Genomic DNA, 491 nt, shown 5'->3' with positions numbered 1-491 from the left:
GGCGGTGCGGGCGTGGCGGCGGGTTGGGGCGGACCGCAGGGCGTGGCTGGCGCAGCTGTGTGAGCAGTCAGCAGCTACGGAGCAAAGGGGGTGAGAATGGGCAAGATTTGGGCGGCGCTGGCGGCGGTGGCTGCAGAAGGCGCGGTGTTGACGTGGCTGGTGGGCGGCCAGCTGTGGGAGTGGATGAGCGCGGGGCTCAGCGCCGGCATCAGCTATTGAGGCCGGAGCTGGACCGGAGGAAAAAGAGAGCCGGCACGCTGTCTGTCACGAGGACAGGGCGTGCCGGCTCTTTGGTGTCTGGGGTCAGGGTGCGGTGTGGACGCTGACGCGGTGGTCGAGTTTGAGCAGTCGGGCCAGTGGCGGCACGTCGCCGCCGTGGCGGGCGGCATGAGTTTCGGCGGCGGCGGCTGACGCGGTGGTCGAGTTTGAGCAGTCGGGCCAGTGGCGGCACGTCGCCGCCGTGGCGGGCGGCATGAGTTTCGGCGGCGGCG

1 protein-coding gene and 1 pseudogene are annotated in these 491 nt (G+C 70.9%); one reads left to right on the top strand and one right to left on the bottom strand.

Annotated elements, in window-relative coordinates:
• Positions 1 to 96 precede the first annotated feature (96 nt).
• Positions 97 to 219 (top strand): hypothetical protein, encoded by a 123-nt coding sequence (locus tag H7I57_RS29350; protein WP_255729517.1) that lies wholly within the window; start codon positions 97 to 99, stop codon positions 217 to 219.
• An 84-nt stretch (positions 220 to 303) separates the two neighbouring features.
• Here H7I57_RS29350 and H7I57_RS29345 read toward each other — a convergent pair.
• Positions 304 to 491: pseudogene (locus H7I57_RS29345) on the bottom strand (hypothetical protein); the annotation flags it as partial.

The organism is Mycolicibacterium pyrenivorans, from assembly GCF_025821625.1.
In the GTDB taxonomy this organism is placed as follows: domain Bacteria; phylum Actinomycetota; class Actinomycetes; order Mycobacteriales; family Mycobacteriaceae; genus Mycobacterium; species Mycobacterium pyrenivorans.
The sequence above is the reverse complement of the archived record's forward strand: the minus strand, read 5'-3'. Positions and strand labels throughout refer to the sequence as shown.